13 protein-coding genes and 2 pseudogenes are annotated in these 19,210 nt (G+C 62.5%); 13 read left to right on the forward strand and 2 right to left on the reverse strand.

Annotated elements, in window-relative coordinates:
- Positions 1 to 6 precede the first annotated feature (6 nt).
- The 11 genes from treZ (at position 7) to AB5I78_RS15525 (ending at position 14,289) form a co-directional block, all read left to right on the forward strand.
- A complete protein-coding gene (treZ, locus tag AB5I78_RS15475; RefSeq protein ID WP_369303077.1) occupies positions 7 to 1,752 on the forward strand; it encodes a malto-oligosyltrehalose trehalohydrolase in 1,746 nt (581 codons plus the stop codon).
- Positions 1,749 to 3,833: a 4-alpha-glucanotransferase gene (gene malQ, locus AB5I78_RS15480; protein WP_242198117.1), complete on the forward strand. Its 2,085-nt coding sequence runs from the start codon at positions 1,749 to 1,751 to the stop codon at positions 3,831 to 3,833. Before treZ ends, malQ begins: the two co-directional genes overlap by 4 nt.
- On the forward strand, positions 3,830 to 6,586 hold the full coding sequence (locus tag AB5I78_RS15485; RefSeq protein WP_369303078.1) for a malto-oligosyltrehalose synthase: 2,757 nt from the start codon (positions 3,830 to 3,832) through the stop codon (positions 6,584 to 6,586). The genes malQ and AB5I78_RS15485 overlap by 4 nt, the downstream gene beginning before the upstream one ends.
- A 24-nt stretch (positions 6,587 to 6,610) precedes the next feature.
- Positions 6,611 to 6,880 carry a DUF2934 domain-containing protein gene (locus AB5I78_RS15490; protein ID WP_106579064.1) on the forward strand — a complete coding sequence of 90 codons (270 nt, stop codon included), beginning with the start codon at positions 6,611 to 6,613 and terminating at the stop codon, positions 6,878 to 6,880.
- Positions 6,881 to 7,013: 133 nt separating this feature from the next.
- Entirely contained in the window at positions 7,014 to 9,170 is a 2,157-nt protein-coding gene (gene glgX, locus AB5I78_RS15495) for a glycogen debranching protein GlgX (protein WP_145161049.1), read from the forward strand.
- A gap of 1 nt (position 9,171) precedes the next feature.
- Positions 9,172 to 10,170, forward strand: a complete 999-nt coding sequence (locus tag AB5I78_RS15500; protein ID WP_369303079.1) for an acyl-CoA dehydrogenase family protein — start codon at positions 9,172 to 9,174, stop codon at positions 10,168 to 10,170.
- A complete protein-coding gene (locus AB5I78_RS15505; protein ID WP_262210924.1) occupies positions 10,167 to 10,925 on the forward strand; it encodes a PIG-L deacetylase family protein in 759 nt (252 codons plus the stop codon). The genes AB5I78_RS15500 and AB5I78_RS15505 overlap by 4 nt, the downstream gene beginning before the upstream one ends.
- Positions 10,922 to 11,521, forward strand: a complete 600-nt coding sequence (locus AB5I78_RS15510; protein ID WP_369303080.1) for an SAM-dependent methyltransferase — start codon at positions 10,922 to 10,924, stop codon at positions 11,519 to 11,521. Before AB5I78_RS15505 ends, AB5I78_RS15510 begins: the two co-directional genes overlap by 4 nt.
- The gene (locus tag AB5I78_RS15515) at positions 11,518 to 12,177 is read left to right on the forward strand and encodes a glycosyltransferase family 2 protein (RefSeq protein WP_369303081.1); all 660 of its coding nucleotides are present in this window, start codon (positions 11,518 to 11,520) and stop codon (positions 12,175 to 12,177) included. Before AB5I78_RS15510 ends, AB5I78_RS15515 begins: the two co-directional genes overlap by 4 nt.
- Positions 12,178 to 12,355: 178 nt before the next feature.
- Positions 12,356 to 13,117 (forward strand): PIG-L deacetylase family protein, encoded by a 762-nt coding sequence (locus AB5I78_RS15520; RefSeq protein ID WP_369303082.1) that lies wholly within the window; start codon positions 12,356 to 12,358, stop codon positions 13,115 to 13,117.
- Between the two features lie 140 nt (positions 13,118 to 13,257).
- Positions 13,258 to 14,289 carry an alpha/beta fold hydrolase gene (locus tag AB5I78_RS15525; RefSeq protein ID WP_369303083.1) on the forward strand — a complete coding sequence of 344 codons (1,032 nt, stop codon included), beginning with the start codon at positions 13,258 to 13,260 and terminating at the stop codon, positions 14,287 to 14,289.
- A gap of 153 nt (positions 14,290 to 14,442) precedes the next feature.
- Here AB5I78_RS15525 and AB5I78_RS15530 read toward each other — a convergent pair.
- Positions 14,443 to 14,694, reverse strand: a pseudogene (locus tag AB5I78_RS15530) (molybdopterin-binding protein); the annotation flags it as partial.
- Positions 14,695 to 14,902: 208 nt separating this feature from the next.
- Here AB5I78_RS15530 and AB5I78_RS15535 point away from each other — a divergent pair.
- A pseudogene (locus AB5I78_RS15535) lies at positions 14,903 to 17,061 on the forward strand (TonB-dependent siderophore receptor).
- A 184-nt stretch (positions 17,062 to 17,245) separates the two neighbouring features.
- Positions 17,246 to 18,739, forward strand: coding sequence for a methyl-accepting chemotaxis protein (locus AB5I78_RS15540; protein WP_315975625.1), 1,494 nt, complete (start codon positions 17,246 to 17,248; stop codon positions 18,737 to 18,739).
- A 2-nt stretch (positions 18,740 to 18,741) separates the two neighbouring features.
- On the opposite strand, the gene AB5I78_RS15545 is transcribed toward AB5I78_RS15540, so the two are convergent.
- Complete coding sequence (locus tag AB5I78_RS15545; protein ID WP_242198143.1) at positions 18,742 to 19,068, reverse strand: helix-turn-helix domain-containing protein; 327 nt, start codon at positions 19,066 to 19,068, stop codon at positions 18,742 to 18,744.
- Positions 19,069 to 19,210: the final 142 nt, after the last annotated feature.

A 19,210-nucleotide genomic window follows, 5' to 3' on the forward strand; every position in this document is an offset into this window, starting at 1 on the left:
TCATAGATGCCGTCACGGAATCTGGAAACCTGGCCCCACGGCGCAATTATGCTGGACGCGCAACACACGCGTTTTGCCCTGTGGGCGCCAGACGCGTTTTATGTCAGCGTTGAATTGGAAGACGGCAAGTCCATCGCCATGTTGCCTCAGGCAGATGGCTGGTTTGAGGTAGAGATAAAGTGCCCGGCGGGCACTCGCTACTGCTACAACATCGACGGCGAAAACGACGTACCCGACCCGGCATCCAGGGCGCAAGCCCAGGATGTTCATGGTTGGAGCGTGGTTGTCGATCCACTCGCCTATCAGTGGCGCCACAGCCAATGGCAGGGCCGCCCATGGCACGAAGCGGTGATCTACGAGCTGCACGTGGGTGCGCTGGGTGGCTACGCCGCCGTACAAAAACAGCTGCCACGCCTGGCTGAACTGGGCGTCACCGCGATTGAATTGATGCCGTTGGCGCAATTTCCCGGCGAACGCAATTGGGGTTACGACGGGGTTCTGCCCTATGCGCCACACTCCTCTTATGGCTCGCCGGAACAGCTCAAGCAATTGATCGACAGCGCCCACGAACACGGCCTGGCGGTGATGCTCGATGTGGTTTACAACCACTTCGGCCCGGACGGCAACTACCTGGGCCAATACGCCAAAGGCTTCTTTCAAGAAGACGTGCACACGCCCTGGGGCGCTGGCATTGATTTTGATCGTCGCGAAGTGCGCGACTTCTTCCTCGACAACGCGTTGATGTGGTTGCTCGAATACCGCTTTGACGGCCTGCGCCTGGACGCGGTGCACGCGATCGACAATCCCGATTTTCTCAAGGAGCTGGCCCACCGTGTTCGCCAACAGGTAGACACAGGCCGGCACGTTTGGCTGGTGCTGGAAAACGAGCTGAACCAGGCCAGCCTGTTGAAAAACGATTTCGACGCGCAGTGGAACGATGACTTCCACAACGTGCTGCACGTATTGCTCACCGGCGAAACCGACGCCTATTACAGCGACTTCGCCGAAAACCCTACCGAAAAGCTGGCGCGCTGCCTGGGTGAGGGGTTTATCTATCAGGGCCACACCACCCGCCATGGCCATGAGCGCGGCGAACCCAGTGGGGACTTGCCGCCCAGCGCCTTCGTGGCGTTTTTGCAGAACCATGACCAGATCGGTAACCGCGCTCTGGGCGAACGCCTGCATCAGCTGTGCTCACCGCAGGCGCTCAAGGCAGCCACGACGTTATTGCTGCTGTCGCCGATGATTCCGTTGCTGTTCATGGGTGATGAAGTGAACGCCGAGGAACCGTTCCTGTTTTTCACCGATCACCATGGCGAGCTCGCCGAAGCCGTGCGCGAAGGCCGGCGCAACGAGTTTGCCGATTTTGCCGCATTCAAAGACCCGCAAAGGCGCGAACACATTCCCGACCCGAACGCGCTGCCCACCTTTGTGCAATCAGCGCCCGCCTTCACCGAAAACCAACACGCTCAGTTCTACCGCCAACTGTTGAGCTTGCGCCACCAGCGGATCGTGCCGCACTTGCCCGGCAGCGTGGCCTTGGGTGCGCAAGTACTGGGGCAAGGCGCCGTCAGCGCGCGCTGGCGCCTGGGCAACGGCAGTGTGTTGCAGATCGACTTGAACCTGGGCGCAGAACCGCTGGATCACCCCGCGCCGCCGCACCTGCTATTTGAAACGTCTGCCGGTGAAGGGGCGCAATTGGCGCCCTTCAGCGCACGCGTTGCCCTATCCCCTGTTGGAGAGCACCTTTGAGCGAAGCGAACCTGGAAATACTCGCCAGCCGAGCGGGCCTGGCCGTCGATTGGATCGACGCAAACGGCCGCCCGCAACATGTTAAACCCGGCGCCCTGCGCGCCGTTCTCAAAGGTCTGGGCCACCCGGCCGATACCGATGCCGAAATCAACGCCAGCCTGCTCGAACTCGAACAGGTACAGCAAGACAAGCACCTGCCGCCGTTGATGACCGTCGACAGCGGCGAAGGCCTCGACCTGGCACGCTACTTTGCCGCGGACACGCCCTGCCGTGTCAGCCTGGAAACCGGCGAAACCCTGGAGCTGCGCCTCGACGGTGATGCCGTGCTGCCAGGCGTCATCGCGCTGGGCTATCACCAAGTGCACATCGACGACCAGACCTTCACCCTGGCCGTGGCACCCGCCCATTGCTACAGCGTGGCCGAAGCGGTTGACGCCCAACCCGCGCGCGCCTGGGGCCTGAGCGCCCAGCTGTATGCGCTGCGTCGTCTCGGCGACGGCGGTTTTGGCGACACACAGGCGTTGGAGCACATGGTCCGCGCCGCCGCCGAACGCGGCGCCGATGCCTTGGCGATCAGCCCGATGCACGCGATGTTCAGCGCCGACACCGAGCGCTTCAGCCCCTACTCGCCGTCCAGCCGCCTGTTTCTGAACAGTCTGTACGCCTCGCCTGCCTGCATCCTGGGCGAGCGCGAAGTACGTAATGCCATCGACGCCTGCGGTTTGACCGAAGAGCTGCACACGCTGGAACAGCACACCCTGATCGACTGGCCCGCCGCCGCCAAGGCCAAGCAGCGCCTGTTGCGCGCCCTGTATGAAGACTTCCGCCACGGCGGACACCCCCAGCATGCCGATTTCCTGAGCTTTCGCCAGAACGGCGGTGAAGCCCTGGAGAACCACTGCCGCTTCGAAGCCGTGCAGGCCGTTCGCGCCGCCGCGGGTGAGGACCTCGACTGGCGGCACTGGCCCGAAGCCTGGCGCTCGCCGCAAAGCCCTGAACTGGTTAAGTTCGCCGCTGAACACCGTGACGAAATCGGCTTCTACGCGTTCAGCCAATGGCTGATCGCGCGTTGCCTGGAGCGTGCGCAGCAAGCGGCGCGTGGCAGCGGCATGGGCGTCGGCCTGATCGCCGACCTGGCCGTCGGCGCCGACGGCGGCGGCAGCCAGGCCTGGAGCCGCCAGGATGAATTGCTGGCGAACCTCACCGTGGGCGCGCCGCCCGATATTCTCAACCGCGCCGGTCAAGGTTGGGGCATCTCTGCGTTTTCCCCCGAAGGCCTCAAACGCAATGGCTTCCGCGCCTTTATCGAGATGCTGCGAGCCAACTTCGCCCATGCCGGCGGCCTGCGCATCGACCATGTGATGGGCCTGCAACGCCTGTGGGTGATCCCCATGGATGCCTCCCCGCGCGAGGGTGCGTATCTGTATTACCCGGTGGACGACCTGCTGCGGCTGCTGGCGCTGGAATCCCAGCGCCACAAGGCGATTGTGCTGGGTGAAGACCTTGGCACGGTACCCGACGGCCTGCGCGAAAAACTCAGCGCGCGTTCGATTCTGGGCATGCGCGTGCTGCTGTTCGAACAAAATCACGATGGCCAGTTCAGGCCGATCCTCGACTGGCCGGACAATGCCTTGGCAACCACCAGCACCCACGACTTGCCGACCCTCAACGGTTGGTGGCACAGCCGCGACATCGAGTGGAATATCCAGCTCGGCCTGATCGACGCACCGACGGTGGAGCAATGGAGCGAACACCGCCTGCGCGAACGTCAAGCACTGCGCCAGGCCTTGAGCCAGGACCCGCAGAACTTTGTCGATGAAATTCGCAACGACACCGACCACATGATCGACGCCAGCGTGCGCTACCTCGGCCATACCCGTGCGCCGCTGGTATTGCTGCCGCTGGAAGACGCGCTGGGCATCGAAGAACAAGCCAACCTGCCCGGCACCACTGACACCCATCCCAATTGGCGCCGTCGCCTGCCGGGCGAAGCCGCCAGCCTGCTCGACAACGCCGGCGCTGCCCGCCGCCTCGAACTGCTGGCCGTTGCGCGTAACCAAGCCTATGAGCGTGACCGATGAAAGCACTGCCCCTGCGCGCTACCCAGCGCCTGCAATTCCATAAAGGTTTTACTCTGGACGATGCGGTGCCTCTGGTGCCGTACTTCGCCCAGCTAGGCATCAGCCATTTGTACGCCTCACCGATACTCAGTGCCCGCGCCGGCTCCATGCACGGCTACGACGTGGTCGACCCGACGACCGTCAACCCCGAACTGGGCGGCGAGCCGGCCTTGCGCCGCCTGGTTGCTGCGCTGCGTGAACACCAGATGGGGTTGATCCTCGATATCGTCTCCAACCATATGGCCGTGGGTGGCGCGGACAACCCGTGGTGGCTGGACCTGCTCGAATGGGGACGCCTGAGCCCCTACAGCGAGTTCTTCGATATTCAGTGGCACTCGCCAGACCCGTTGCTCAAAGGCCAACTGCTGATGCCGTTTTTGGGCAGCGACTACGGCGAGGCCCTGCAAACCGGCACGCTGACGCTGCATTTCGACGCCGAGCATGGGGCCTTTTACGTCGAGCATTACGAACACCGCTTCCCGATCTGCCCGCGCGACTACGCGTTGATCCTCGGCGCCGACGAGCCGCTCCGGCCGCTGGCCGAGCGTTTCAGCGCGCTGGCCTGTCAGGATGATGCCTACCACGAAGCCGCCTGGCTCAAGCAGGCGCTGGCCGAGCGCGCGACCGAAAGCGACGTGCGCCAGGCCATCGAGCAACGTCTGGGCGAGTTCGACGCACGCCAGCCCGAGGGTTTCAATCGCCTGCATCAATTGCTCGAAGAACAAGTCTACCGGCTCGCCAGCTGGCGCACGGCGGCGGACGATATCAACTGGCGGCGCTTCTTTGATGTCAACGAATTGGGCGGCTTGCGCGTCGAACGCAAGGCGGTGTTCGAGGCCACCCACGGCAAGATCTTCGAGCTGATCAGCGAAGGCCTGATCGATGGCTTGCGCATCGACCATATCGACGGCCTGGCCGACCCACGCGGTTACTGCCGCAAGCTGCGGCGTCGGGTTGATTCACTGGCGCCCGAACGGCACTTGCCGATCTTCGTGGAAAAAATCCTCGGTGAAGGCGAAACCCTGCGCGAAGACTGGAACGTGGACGGCACCACCGGCTACGAATTCATGAACCAGCTGTCGTTGCTGCAGCACGATCCTCAAGGCTTCGAGCCGCTTGCCGAGTTGTGGACCCGCCACAGCGGACGGCCAGCGGCGTTTATCGAAGAAGCCTGGCTGGCGCGCCAGCAGATCCTGAATGGCTCGCTGGCCGGTGACTTCGAAAGCGTGGCCCAGGCCCTGCTGCAAGTGGCCCGTGACGATGTGATGACCCGTGACCTGACCCTGGGCGCGATCCGCCGCGCCTTGCAGGAGCTGATCGTGCACTTCCCGGTGTACCGCACTTACATCAGCGCCCGTGGCCGCAGCGAAAACGATGACGTGTTTTTCCTGCAAGCCCTGGCCGGTGCCCGCAGCACCTTGAGCGAAGGCGACTGGCCGGTGCTCGATCACCTGGAAAAATGGCTGGGCGGCCAGCCGTGGCGCCATCGCCCGATCGGGCGTGAGCGCAAGATACTCAAGCATGCCTGTGTGCGCTTCCAGCAACTGACCTCTCCGGCCGCGGCCAAGGCCGTGGAAGACACCGCGTTCTATCGCTCGGCAGTACTGCTGTCGCGCAATGACGTGGGTTTCAGCACCGAGCAGTTCAGTGCGCCGGTGGCGGCGTTTCACACCGTCAACCAACAGCGCTTGCAGACCTTTCCCGACAACCTGCTGGCCACCGCCACCCACGACCACAAGCGCGGCGAAGATACCCGCGCACGCCTGGCGGTATTGAGTGAATGCGCGCCGTGGTACGTCGAACAGGTTGAGCATTGGCGCACCCTCGCCGCCCCGTTGCGCGAGGACGCCAATAGCCCGTCGGCCGGTGACGAACTGATCCTGTATCAAGTGCTGCTGGGCAGTTGGCCGCTGGACCTGCACCTGGACGTCGAAAACTACCAGCAGCGCCTCTGGCAATGGCAGCAAAAGGCCCTGCGCGAAGCCAAGTTGCAAAGCAGCTGGAGCGCGCCGAACGAGGCCTATGAACAAGGCGTCGAGGCGTTTCTCTCGCGCTTGTTGCTCAGCGAGGCCGGCAGCGCGTTGCGCACCGCCCTGGGCAATGCCGCTCACGCGATTGCTGCGGCGGGCGCAGTCAACAGCCTGGCGCAATCCTTGCTTCGTATCACGGTGCCGGGTGTACCGGACTTGTACCAGGGCGATGAGTTCTGGGACTTCAGCCTGGTGGACCCGGACAACCGTCGTCCGGTGGACTTCAGCGCACGGCAACAAGCGCTGAACACACCCCCGGACATCCCTGAACTGTTGTCCAACTGGCGCGACGGGCGCGTCAAGCAAGCGCTGATTGCCCAAGTGCTGGCGTTGCGCAAGGCGAACCCCGAGATCTTCCACAGCGGCCGCTACACACCGCTGGAGGTCACCGGCACGCACGCAGAACACGTGGTCGCATTCTGTCGCGAACATCAAGGCAAACGCCTGCTGGTGGTGGTGCCGCGCTGGCCTCATCGCCTGCTGGAAAACGGTGAGCGGCCCCACATCAACGCGCAGGTTTGGGGCGATACGCGGGTGAAATTACCGTTCGCCGCGACAACGCAAAACTGGAAGGGACTTTTTCATACAGGCGCAGTCACACCAAACAAGGAGCTGTTGATCAGCGCTGCCCTGGGGGATTTCCCGGTCAATGTCTTTATCAATCCTGATGATCAAGAAAGCTGAAACTTTTCTGTGAGGAGCATTGTGATGAGTACTGAAGACAAACGTATTCGCGAGTTGGCGCATCAGATCTGGGAATCCGAGGGCAAGCCCCACGGAGAGGACACCCGCCACTGGGAGATGGCGCGCAAGCTGGCCGAAGCCGAAGCGCTGACGCCAAGCAAGCCCAAGGCCGCTGCCAAGCCGAAAACCGCGCCCAAGCCTGCGCCCAAAGCCAAGCCACCAGCACCGGCGGCGAGCAAACCGGCGCCGCCTGCGGCGAAAAAGCCCGCAGCACCGAAAAAACCCAAGCCTTAAGCGTCACGACCTTACGGGCCTCCTCCCGGCGCTGCCGGCAGGAGGTTCCCTTTTGAATATCCACTGCGTCAGCTGAACGATCGCCAGCACGGTCGCGCTCGGCCCGAAAAAAGACCCTTGCAGGAGCAACTCAATGAGCAAACCAGATAAAAACCAACCGACGCCGGAAAACGAGCCGTCGCGGATTCGTGAAGGTTTGCCCTTCCCCCTCGGCGCCACCTGGGACGGCCTGGGCGTCAACTTTGCGCTGTTCTCGGCCAACGCCACCAAAGTTGAACTGTGCCTGTTTGACGACACCGGCGAAGTTGAGCTGGAACGTATCGAACTGCCCGAATACACCGACGAAACCTTCCACGGTTACCTGCCCGACGCCCACCCTGGGCTGATTTACGGCTACCGCGTATACGGTGCATATGACCCGGCCAATGGTCACCGCTTCAACCACAACAAATTGCTGATCGACCCCTATGCCAAACAGCTGGTGGGCGAACTCAAATGGTCCGAGGCGTTGTTCGGCTACACCATCGGCCACCCCGACGACGACCTCAGTTTCGACGAACGCGACAGCGCGCCCTTCGTGCCTAAGTGCAAGGTCATCGACCCGGCGCACACCTGGGGCAACGACCAGCCGGTGCGGGTGCCATGGGACCGCACGATCATTTATGAAACCCACCTGCGCGGCATCAGCATGCGCCATCCTTCGGTTGGCGAGTCGGTGCGCGGCACCTGCGCCGGGCTGATGGAAGATGACGTGCTCAAGCACATCCGCCAGCTGGGTGTGTCGTCGGTGGAATTGCTGCCCGTGCATGCATTCGTCAACGACCAGCACTTGCTGCAAAAAGGCATGACCAACTACTGGGGCTACAACAGCATCGCCTTCTTCGCCCCGGACCCGCGCTACCTGGCCAGCGGCAAGATCGCCGAGTTCAAGGAAATGGTCGCGCACCTGCACGAAGCCAAGCTGGAAGTGATCCTCGACGTGGTCTACAACCACACCGCCGAAGGCAACGAGCGTGGCCCGACCCTGTCCATGCGCGGCATCGACAACGCCTCCTACTATCGCCTGATGCCTGACGACAAGCGCTTCTACATCAACGATTCCGGCACCGGCAACACCCTGGACCTGAGCCACCCGTGCGTGCTGCAAATGGTCACCGACTCCTTGCGTTACTGGGCCACCGAGATGCACGTGGACGGTTTCCGCTTTGACCTGGCGACCATTCTGGGCCGTTACCGCGATGGCTTCGACGAACGCCACAGCTTCCTCGTGGCCTGCCGCCAGGACCCGGTGCTGCGCCAGGTGAAAATGATCGCCGAACCCTGGGACTGCGGCCCCGGTGGCTACCAAGTGGGCAAATTCCCACCGGGTTGGGTGGAATGGAACGACCGTTTCCGCGACACCGTGCGCGCGTTCTGGAAAGGCGACGACGGCCAGTTGGCAGACTTCGCTGCACGCATGACGGCGTCCGGCGAGATGTTCAACCAGCGTGGTCGACGCCCGTACAGCTCGGTGAACTTCATCACCGCCCACGATGGCTTCACCTTGCACGACCTGGTGTCGTACAACGACAAGCACAACGAAGCCAATGACGAAAACAACCAGGACGGCAGCAACAACAACCTGTCCTGGAACCATGGCGTCGAAGGGCCTACCGAAGACCCGGAAATCAACGCGCTGCGCCTGCGTCAGATGCGCAACTTTTTTGCCACCCTGCTCTTGGCCCAAGGCACACCGATGCTGGTGGCCGGTGACGAGTTCGCACGCACCCAGCACGGCAACAACAATGCCTACTGCCAGGACAGCGAGATCGGCTGGGTCAACTGGGAGCTGGACGACGACGGCAAGGCGTTGCTCAAGTTTGTAAAACGCCTGATCAAGCTGCGCCTGGCGTATCCGATCCTGCGCCGTGGACGCTTCCTGGTGGGTGACTACAACGAAGACATCGGGGTGAAGGATGTCACTTGGCTGGCGCCGGATGGCAACGAAATGACCACCGAACAGTGGCAAGACAGCCATGGCCGTTGCCTGGGCATGCTGATGGATGGCCGCGCCCAGGAAACCGGGATTCGCCGCCCGGGTGGCGATGCGACGTTGCTGCTGGTGGTCAACGCCCACCACGACATGGTCAATTTCCGCCTGCCACCGGTGCCGGAAGGCGAATTCTGGACCTGCATGCTCGACACCAATGAGCCGGCGGTTCGCGGCCAGGAGCGCTTTGATTTCGAGCACGAGTACGCGGTCACCGGCCGCTCGCTGTTGCTGTTTGAACTGCAGCACGACGAGGTGTGAAATGGCGTTGCATGGATTCCTTCAAAGCTACCGGGGCTATGCGGACACGCACGCTTTGGGCCAAGCCCTGAAGGCACTTCAGGAAGAAGGCCTGGACCAGCTGCCGTTACCCGGCAGTGGCCAGACGCTGGAGCGATTCAGTCGTCTGGCCCAGGTGGCGGGCCACGATCTGCGCCTGTGCAAATTGTTCGAAGGCCACACCGATGCCTTAGCGATCATCGCCGAACTCGACAGCCCCCTGCCGCCTTTGGGCAGCTTGTGGGGCATGTGGGCGGCCGAACCGCCGACAGCCAAGGTGCGCGTGCACCGTGATGGCCATCGGTTGATCATCGAGGGGCGCAAGGCCTGGTGTTCCGGGGCGGCGGTGGTCAGTCATGGCTTGCTGACCGCCTGGGACGACGAAGACCGTCAGCAACTGGTTGCCGTGGACATGGATCAGCCGGGCATTACCGTCACCAATGAAGGCTGGAACGCCGTGGGCATGGCCGCCACTGGCAGCGTCGAGATTGTGTTCGACGGGGCCAAGGGTATTGCCGTCGGCGGGCCGGGTGATTACCTGTCCCGCCCTGGCTTCTGGCAAGGCGGGATTGGTATTGCCGCCTGCTGGTACGGCGGCGCGCAACGCCTGGCCGAAGTGTTGCGCGAGCAATGCAGCAAGCGCCCCGAGCCCCATGCCCTCGCCCACCTGGGCGCAGTGGACAGCGTGCTCAACAGTGCGGCCTGTGTGTTGCGTGACAGTGCAGAACAGGTTGACCGCGCGCCACGGGCGGATGCACGGCTGCTGGCGCAGCAGGTGCGCGCCTGCATCGAAGATACCGTCGAGCAGGTCATCCACCATGTGGGCCGTGCGGCAGGTGCCGGGCCTTATTGCAGGGACCCGCACTTTGCCCAGTTGATGGCCGACCTGCCGGTGTACGTGCGCCAGAGCCATGCGGAACGCGACCTGGCGGCGTTGGGCGAACAGGTGGCCGAGCAGCCCACAGGGAGGTGGCAGTTATGAAACCCAATCCGATCGTAGGCCAGGGCACGCCACTGCATCAGTGGCAAGCCTCGTCGCACATGGCCGAACTGCCGCACATCAGCGTCGAACAGTTGGTACCCGAAGGGCATCGGGCAGTCATCATTGCCCCGCATCCGGACGATGAAGTGCTCGGTTGCGGCGGCCTGCTGCAAGGCCTGGCAGCCATCGGCCGGCCGATTCAGCTGATTTCGGTGACCGATGGCAGCGCCAGCCATCCGGGCTCCCAGCGCTGGCCGGTGGAGCGCCTGAGTGTGGTGCGCCCGCAGGAATCAGCCCAAGCATTGCACCGCCTGGGTTTGCCGTTGCACAGCCTCAAATGGCTGCGCGCAGGATTCAGCGACAGTCAGGTGGCGGCGCAGGAAGCACAGCTGAGCGCCTTCATCCAACGCTACCTCAAACCCACGGACGTGGTGTTCACCACGTGGCGCGAAGATGGGCATTGCGACCATGAGGCCGTCGGCCGCGCCAGTGCAAAGGCCGCGCATGCGGTCGGCGCGACCCTGTATGAATTGCCGGTATGGACCTGGCACTGGGCAACCCCAGAAGACAGCCAGGTGCCCTGGCACCGCGCGCGCAAAATCCCGCTGACGCCCGAAACGGTGGCGCGTAAGCGGCATGCCATCCACGCGTTTGCCAGCCAGCTGGAGGGCGACCCGCAGATCGGCCTGCCGCCTGTGCTTGCGCCTTATGTGGTGGAACGCCTGCTGCAGCCTTTTGAAGTGGTGTTTATATGAGCGTGGCCACGCCGTATTTCGACCAACTGTTTGCCGGCAATGACGACCCTTGGGCATTTCGCCAACGCTGGTACGAACAGCGCAAACGCGCGCTGACCCTGGCGGCACTGACTCGCCCGCGTTATGCGTCGATATTCGAACCCGGTTGCGCCAACGGCGAGCTGAGCGCCGAACTGGCGCCGCGCTGTGACCGCCTGGTGTGTTGTGACACGGCCAGTGCCGCAGTGGCATTGGCGAAAACCCGGTTGCTGGGGTTCCCCCATGCCGAGGTGCAGCAAAGTCGTTTGCCGGAACAGTGGCCGACCGGCTCGTTCGAACTGATCGTGTTGAGCGAGCTGTGCTACTACCTGGATGCCGATGATTTGCACCGCCTGGTTGACTGCGCCCTTGGCGCCTTGACCGAAGATGGGCAACTGCTTGCCTGTCACTGGCGCCCCCGCATTGAAGGGTGCCCGCAGACCGCTGAACAGGTGCATGCCCTGCTGCAGCAACGGCTGGGTATGCCGCCGGTGGTGCAGCATCACGAAAGTGATTTCCTGCTCGACCTGTGGAGTCGCGACAGTACCTCGGTAGCCACCCTGGAGGGGCTGCGATGATCGGCGTTCTGATCCCGGTGCATAACGAAGAAGCGTTGCTGGGCGAATGCCTGAAGGCAGCCCTGGTTGCTGCCCGCCATCCGGGGCTGCTCGGCGAAGCGGTTCAGATCCTCACCGTGCTCGACAGCTGCAACGATGGCAGTGCGGCGATCGTGCAAGCCTATGCGGTGCACAGCCTGCACGTGCAGGCGCGCAATGTCGGGCAAGTGCGCGGTGTGGGTGCGCGGCACTTGCTGAATCAAGGTGCACGCTGGATTTCGTGCACGGACGCCGACAGCCGCGTCGCCCCTGACTGGCTGGTGGCGCAATTGGCGCTGGGTGTCGACGCGGTGTGCGGCACCGTGACCGTGGACGCCTGGAGTGAAGGCTTCGACCCCGCGGCGAAAATTCGCTACACCCAGGCCTACCAGGCCCGAGACGGCCATCGGCATGTTCACGGCGCCAATCTGGGCGTGAGTGCTGGCGCCTATGTACAGGCCGGCGGGTTCGAGCCCCTGGCGTGCCACGAAGATGTGCAACTGGTGCGCAATCTGGAGCGTTGCGGCGCGTCCATCGCCTGGAGTCACACGCCACAGGTGATTACCAGTGGCCGGCTCGACTGCCGCGCCCAAGGCGGGTTTGGTGACTATTTGAAGAGCCTCATGCAGGCCAGCTGAAAAAATCAACATTTCACGATGTAAAACCCATGAATCCTTGACTATGCTGATAGCGCCTTGCCGGTATTCCAGGGTTGGAGTACCGCGCATCACCGCAGCGGAGTCTGCGGCGAACAAAAAGAGCGTCGTCCCGTCAACGGGGTACGGCCCAGCATCAATCGACAAGGATGTGACACCCATGAAGCCTGCCTCCCTAAGCGAGGGCCGCCGCGGTCCCGCGCAAATCTGGAACAGCGCGCCACAGTTGGCGCAAATTCCCGCTATCCCTCCTTCTTCGCTGGTGCCGCCCGGTGCACGCGTGGTGGTGATTGCTCCGCATCCTGGCGATGAAGTGCTGGCGTGTGGAGGGCTGCTGCAACTGTTCAGTACTCTGGAGCACCCGCTGCTGCTGATCTCGATCACCGATGGCAGCGCCAGCCATCCGGGGTCTCACGCATGGCCGGCGAGCCGCCTGAGTGTGATCCGCCCCCAGGAAAGCGCCGAGGCGTTGCGCCGGTTGGGCATGCCGCTGCACAGCTTGAAGTGGATTCGCGGCGGTTTTCGTGACGACGCCCTGGCAAGCAGTGAACAGCCGATGAGCCAGTTCATTGCACGTTACCTGCAGCCGGGCGACGTGGTGTTCACCACATGGCGCAACGACGGCAATGACGACCACGACGCCGTCGGCCGTGCCAGCGCCAAGGCCTGCAGCCTGGTCGGCGCGCGGCTTTATGAACTGCCCATCTGGGCCTGGCACAGTCCGGCGCGTGAAGCGGCGATGATGCCTTGGCAGCGAGCACATAAGGTGCGTCTGGACAGCTGGAGCGTCGCACGCAAACTTCACGCCGCTCATGCCTACGCCAGCCAATTGGTCGGCGACCCGGCCATCGGGCTCGCGCCGATGCTCGCCCAGGAACTGCTGGAGCGCATGCGCGAGCCGTATGAGATCGTGTTCGCGTAGCGCGGGCGGTTATGTATCGCAGTGTGTACAACAGGCGTGGCGATACACAGCGTTTAACCCGAGACCGTTCCTGAAACAGGCGCGATACAGCGCAGCGGTCAACTGAGTGTCAGGCACCCATCAGCCGCAGGAGGCTCGACTTGCACACTCTGTTGACCCGTCGCTCCAAACACCGTCCGCTTTTTCTGGCATTGGCCTTGTTGCCATTCGGCGCCCTGGGCGTGGCGCACGCTGAAATGCCCGAGCCGCCAACGCCGGCCAGCCATGACCAGTCCGCCTTCGGCGCGCTCAAGCACGTCAAGGCCGGGGTGCTCGATGTGGCCTACGCCGACATTGGCCCGGGCAACGGTCAGGTGGTGATCCTGCTGCACGGCTGGCCCTACGACATCGACAGTTACGCCAACGTCGCGCCGCGGCTGGCGGCCAAAGGCTACCGCGTGTTGATCCCGTATGCCCGCGGCTATGGCGCCACGCGTTTCGTGTCGGATAAAACCCTGCGCAACGGTGAACCGGCGGCGTTGGCACAGGACGTGATCGACTTCATGGACGCGCTGAAGATCAAGCAGGCGGTACTCGGTGGGTACGACTGGGGCGCGCGCTCGGCGGATATCGTCTCGGCGCTGTGGCCGGAGCGGGTCAAGGCATTGGTGTCTGTCAGCGGCTACCTGATCGGCAACCAGGCTGCCGGCCAGCAACCGCTGCCGCCCAAGGCGGAATTGCAGTGGTGGTACCAGTTCTACTTCGCCACCGAGCGCGGCGCCGCCGGCTACCAGAAAAACACCCACGAATTTGCCAGGCTGATCTGGCAAACCGCTTCGCCGAAGTGGGCCTTTGACGAGGCCACGTTCGCACGCAGCGCCAAAGGCCTGGATAACCCTGATCACGTCGCTATTACCGTTTTCAACTACCGTTGGCGCCTGGGTTTGGTGCAAGGCGAGGCGCAATACGACGCGCTGGAACAGCGACTGGCCCAGTCGCCCACCATCGGCGTGCCGACCATCACCCTCGAAGGCGACGCCAACGGCGCACCGCACACGCAACCCGAGGACTACGCCAAGCGCTTCACCGGCAAGTACGAATTTCGCCTGATCAATGGCGGAATCGGCCACAACCTGCCGCAGGAAGCCCCGGCAGCGTTCGCCAAGGCCGTGTTCGACGCCGATCACCTGTGACCTTATTGCGACGACCTGGCGCGGGTACCGACCTTGGGCGGGGCGTGTTTTTGCTGCTCAGCGCGCGGCTGTAGGGGAAAGGCACTCTCTGGCTTGAACAGTGTTGCCAATTGAACACGGTGGTCCGAATGGACTCGGGCCACCGTGTGTTGATCAGGCCGGCACGCCGAGAATGGCGTGCGAGGCCTTGATCACCGCTGTCGCGATGACGCCTGGCGCCAAACCCAACTCCCCACCGCGTCGCGGGTGACGATGGCGTAAACCTTCGAACCACCGGCCAATTCGAGCACCACTTCGGCGTTCACCGCACCGTCGTTGACGCTCAGTACCGTGCCTTCCAGGCAGTTGCGCGCCAGTCATCAACATGACCCACGGCGCCTTGATCAGTGCCACGGCAACAACTCCAGTGTCCCGTCTGCCGGCGTTGTGCACCTGTATTGGCTACCTGTTGTCGCCCGAGCTGGCGACAAGCCTGAATCGACAATGTGAAAAATTTGTTAAGCATTTAACGTCAAAGGCTTTTTTGCTCGGATCCAATCTGACACACTGATGCGAATAATTATCATCATCTTTGTTATTCGCTAGGGACGGCACTTTCGGGAGAGTCGGTTTCATGTCTGTGCAACAACACGGCGGTAAAGGTTTTTCACCCAATTTGATCGCGATGGCCATCTGTATTGCCAGCTCACAAGCGGCCTTCGCCGCCGACACGCAGCCGCCAGCCGACGTCGTCGAGTTGGGTGCAACGCAGATCAACACCGAGCAGCAACTCGGCGCGACCACCGAAGGCAGCCCGTCCTACACCACCGGCTCGATGGCCACGGCAACCAAACTTCCACTGACGATGCGCGAAACCCCACAGGCCGTCACCGTCATCACGCGACAGCGTATGGATGACCAGGCGATGACCAGCATCAACGACGTGGTCAAGGCCACGCCCGGTTGTTCCTGAATTTCTCCAACGGCCCTGGCCGGCAGTCGTACACCTCGCGCGGTTTCGACATCGACAACCTGATGTATGACGGTATTCCCAGCGGCTACAACGGGGTCACGGTCGGCGCCCAGCCGAACCTGGCCATGTTCGACCGCGTCGAGGTAGTGCGCGGCGCAACAGGTCTGGTCACCGGTGCCGGCAACCCTTCAGCCGCCATCAACCTGATCCGCAAGCGACCGCTGGACGAGCAGAAAGTCACCCTCACCGGCGCCGCCGGCAGCTGGGACAATTACCGTGGCGAGCTGGACGCTTCCAGCCCGCTCAACGACAGCGGCACATTGCGCGGCCGGGTGGTCACTTCTTACGGTGATGCCAACAGTTTCATCGATAAAGTCCAGGAAGATCACGGCCTGTTCTACGCCGTCACCGAAGCGGATTTGAGCGAAGACACCACCCTGACCCTGGGTTTCTCCAACCAGAAGGACAAGACCAACTACTTCTGGGGATCGGCGATGGTCGGTCAGGACGGCCATCACCTGGACCTGCCGCGCTCCTACAACCCCGGCACCCGCTGGGAGAACAAGGACCAGGAAATCAACACGGTGTTCGCCGAGCTGCGTCAGCGCCTGGCCAACGACTGGAGCCTTCAAGTCAACGCCAACTACGCCGAACAGAACGCGTTGTTTTCAGGCTCTTACCAGTCGCGCTGGGTCAACAACACCCCAGCCCGCACGGTCTACCAGGCGGCCTACGATGAAAACCAGGCCGGCATCGACGCCTTTGCCAGCGGCCCTTTCCAGGCGTTCGGGCGTACCCATGAACTGGTGGTGGGCGCCAGCAAGCGCATCTACGACCTGACCACCCACAGCTACAGCCCGTACGACACCAACTGGCCACTCACCGCCGGCAAGCCGGACTTTGTGCACACCGACAACCAGCGCGAAGTCACCACTCAGGATGGCGTCTACGTCACCACGCGCCTGAGCCTGGCCGACCCGTTGAAGCTGATCCTCGGCGGGCGCCTTGACTGGTATGACTACGACAACCGTGACGGCGACGGTGACTATCATGTCACCCGCAATCTCACCCGCTACGCAGGTTTGATCTATGAGCTGGACGACCATCACTCGGTCTACGTCAGCTACAGCGACATCTTCACGCCGCAGAGTGAAAAGGACACGTCCGGTAAGCCGGTCAAGCCGATTGTCGGCAAGAACTACGAGGTCGGCATCAAGGGCGAATACCTGGGCGGCGCGCTGAATGCGAGCCTGGCGCTGTTCCGCGTCGACCAGGAAAACCGGGCGGTGCAAGTGTTCGTGCCGAACTGCCCGCAGGCCTCCTGCAACGAAGCCTCCGGCGAAATTCGCAGCGAGGGTATCGACGTCGAACTGCAAGGCGCGTTAACCGAGAATTGGCAGGTTGGCGGTGGCTACACCTACGCCCGTACGCACACCATCAAGGATGATGCCAACCCGCAGAAGGTCAACAAGCAGTACGACACCGACACGCCAGAACAGCTGTTCAAACTGACCACGCGCTACAACCTTCAGGGCCCGCTGGAAAAATTCCGCGTGGGCGGCAACGTCTCCTGGCAGAGCCGCATGTACAACGACCTTGCCCTCGCGGACGGCAGTAAATACCGGCTCAAACAGGGCAGCTATGCCGTCACCGACCTGATGGCCGGCTACCAGGTCAACCAGCACCTGGACTTGCAGCTCAACGCCAACAACATCTTCGACCGTCGCTACTACTCGACCATCGCCAACTCGGTGAGCTACGGCGGTGACGCGTACGGCAACCCACGCAACATGATGCTGACCGCCAAGTACACCTTCTGATCATCATCGCAGCCTCGGCTATCCGTTCGGGTAGCCGTTCTTAAAGTCCCGTTCAAGGATGCCGATAACGTTTTGGCATCCCTGAATCAAAAAACACACGAATACCTGCTTCACTCCACCGGCGGCCCGTCGTGGCACGCCGCATGCTTGCCTATTACCCGCCGAACACATGGAGTAAGAGTGAATGCCCACCCGCCCGCGTTTTCTAGAGCACTACCGCAAGGCCGATCGCATCATGCTGGCGTTGGTCTGGCTGATGTTTCTGTTCTCACTCGGGCTGGCGTTCTGGCACGACACCTGGCTTCAGGCATTGACCGTGGGCGCAGGCACCAGTGTGGTGCTGACGGTGCTCTATCGCGCCCTCGGCGGGACACGTTTGATGCGCTGCCTGCTGGGCGCCGGCTTGATGGTAATGGCCGCCCTGCACATCAACCAGGCGCAAGGCGTGATCGAATCACACTTCGGCATTTTCGCGTTGCTGGCGGTGCTGACGTTCTACCGCGACTGGCTGCCGATCCTGGTCGCGGCGGCAACGATCGCCGTGCATCACGTGGTCTTCCACGCCTTGCAACATCAAGGCTTCCCGGTGTTTGTGATGGAACACCACGGCGGCTGGAGCATGGTGTTCGTCCACGCCTTTTACGTGGTGATGGAGACCGTCGCCCTGCTCTACCTGGCCATTCACAGCCAGCGTGAGGCGGTCGAAAGCCAGGAAATGCTCGAGAAAATGCTCGCCGTGACCACCCAGCTCACCGTCGAAACTGCCCAGGGTGAAGGCAAAGTGCACGTTTCCCTGGCCAAGCGCTTCGACCACTTCCTGCAGCAAATCACCCACCTGATCGACGGCGTGACCCGCGACTCCCAGGGCCTTGGCCAACTCGGCCAGGAACTGGCCAGTGCCAGCGGCACCCTGGAAAAAGGCGCACGCCATCAGTTGGCAGAAATCACCCAGATGACCGGCTCGATGCAGCGCATGGAAGACGCCATGGGCCACATCACCGTGCACGTTGAACAGGCTGTCGAGCACGCCGGCCAAGCCAGCCAACAAATCGTGCGCGGCCAGGAAAGCGTCGGCCGCGCCCAGCATGAAATCAGCCAACTGGCTTCACGCATTCACGGCACCCACTCCACCGTGCAAGACCTCGCGGCGCAGGCCGAGCAGATCGGCTCGGTGCTCGAAGTGATCAGCAGCATCGCCAACCAGACCAACCTGCTCGCGCTCAACGCCGCCATCGAAGCCGCGCGCGCCGGCGAGCAAGGCCGGGGGTTTGCCGTGGTCGCCGATGAAGTGCGCAGCCTGGCCCAGCGCACGGCGGTGTCCACCCAGGAAATCAAACAGATCATCGAAGGCTTGCAACACGGCAGCCGTCAGGCCGTCGAGGCAATGCATGACAGCCAGCAAGGCGTAGAGCGTTGCGTACAAGACAGCCAGTTGGCGGTACAGATGCTGCAAGCGGTAGGCGCCGATATCGCGCGCATCGACGCACTGAATGGGCGAATTGTGAGCACCACGCGCGAGCAGTCCACGGCCAACCTGGAGATTGTCGGGCGCTTGCAAGCGGTGCAGAGCATTGCGCAAAGCACCGCGGATGATGTGGAGACGCTGGCCCGCAGCAGTGAACGGTTACCGCCGATTGCGGTACGCCTGGATGCCTTGGGGCGCAGGTTTCATCAATGAAGTCATGAGTCTCGGGACAATGAGGAGGTGATCTGAGCAATCGCCCCCTGATCCGCCTCGTGCAGCGTGCGGTACTGATTGACGACTTCGGTTTCTTCCACCGTGAGGTCATCCGCGCTCATGTGCGAACGCTCGCCGCTCAGCACATACAGCACATCGACCCCTCTGCGACGGATCGCCATCAGATAGTCCGATTTGGGCAGCCTCTCGCCCCTTTCATAGTGGCCCTGTGCGTTTTCGGCCACACCCCCTATCACACCAAAATCGTGCTGGGAGAGTAAAAGCCTTTTGCGCTCTTCCTTTAAGCGCCCGCCTAAACTGCTGTCCATGTTGAATGCCTGCCATGAGGGTATAAACCACCATACGCCTATACACCTCAAAGAAGGTCACTCATTTGAGTTGACCTTTCAGGGCATAGTCCGACAGGTCAATGGCGTCAGCGTTGGGGGAAAGAAACCTGCCGAGCAGCTT

This window comes from Pseudomonas sp. N2-3-1-14 (assembly GCF_041228395.1).
Lineage (GTDB): Bacteria > Pseudomonadota > Gammaproteobacteria > Pseudomonadales > Pseudomonadaceae > Aquipseudomonas.

Bases quoted from the DNA above. Each gene is read 5' to 3' on its own strand.
- AB5I78_RS15485 (WP_369303078.1), top strand. From the start codon at position 3,830: ATGAAAGCACTGCCCCTGCGCGCTACCCAGCGCCTGCAATTCCATAAA.
- AB5I78_RS15540 (WP_315975625.1), top strand. From the start codon at position 17,246: ATGCCCACCCGCCCGCGTTTTCTAGAGCACTACCGCAAGGCCGATCGC.
- AB5I78_RS15515 (WP_369303081.1), top strand. From the start codon at position 11,518: ATGATCGGCGTTCTGATCCCGGTGCATAACGAAGAAGCGTTGCTGGGC.
- AB5I78_RS15545 (WP_242198143.1), bottom strand. From the start codon at position 19,068: ATGGACAGCAGTTTAGGCGGGCGCTTAAAGGAAGAGCGCAAAAGGCTT.
- AB5I78_RS15490 (WP_106579064.1), top strand. From the start codon at position 6,611: ATGAGTACTGAAGACAAACGTATTCGCGAGTTGGCGCATCAGATCTGG.
- AB5I78_RS15505 (WP_262210924.1), top strand. From the start codon at position 10,167: ATGAAACCCAATCCGATCGTAGGCCAGGGCACGCCACTGCATCAGTGG.
- AB5I78_RS15510 (WP_369303080.1), top strand. From the start codon at position 10,922: ATGAGCGTGGCCACGCCGTATTTCGACCAACTGTTTGCCGGCAATGAC.
- AB5I78_RS15500 (WP_369303079.1), top strand. From the start codon at position 9,172: ATGGCGTTGCATGGATTCCTTCAAAGCTACCGGGGCTATGCGGACACG.
- AB5I78_RS15520 (WP_369303082.1), top strand. From the start codon at position 12,356: ATGAAGCCTGCCTCCCTAAGCGAGGGCCGCCGCGGTCCCGCGCAAATC.
- treZ (WP_369303077.1), top strand. From the start codon at position 7: ATGCCGTCACGGAATCTGGAAACCTGGCCCCACGGCGCAATTATGCTG.
- glgX (WP_145161049.1), top strand. From the start codon at position 7,014: ATGAGCAAACCAGATAAAAACCAACCGACGCCGGAAAACGAGCCGTCG.